Here is a 261-nt window from a genome sequence, read left to right as displayed (position 1 = left end):
ACCTCGTATTCAAGCATTGTTAGGTAAAGAGGTAAACTATGATATGATGGCAGATATTTTAAACAATCCATTTATGTTTGGTTTCTATTTAGTTGGTGTTGTTTCAACAATTTTCCACTTTGCAAATGGACTATGGACATTCTGCATCAGCTGGGGAATTACAGTATCTCCACGTTCACAAAGAATCTCTACTTATGTAACATTAGCTATTTTCTTAGGTTTATCTTATGTAGGTGTGAGTGCATTATTAGCGTTCATCGA

General features: G+C 34.5%; 1 pseudogene. It reads left to right on the top strand.

Annotated elements, in window-relative coordinates:
- A pseudogene (gene sdhC / locus FE392_RS23290) lies at positions 1-261 on the top strand (succinate dehydrogenase cytochrome B558); the annotation flags it as partial.

It is taken from the genome of Xenorhabdus santafensis (genome assembly GCF_033949405.1).
Classification (GTDB): Bacteria; Pseudomonadota; Gammaproteobacteria; order Enterobacterales; family Enterobacteriaceae; genus Xenorhabdus; species Xenorhabdus santafensis.
The sequence above is the reverse complement of the archived record's forward strand: the minus strand, read 5'-3'. Positions and strand labels throughout refer to the sequence as shown.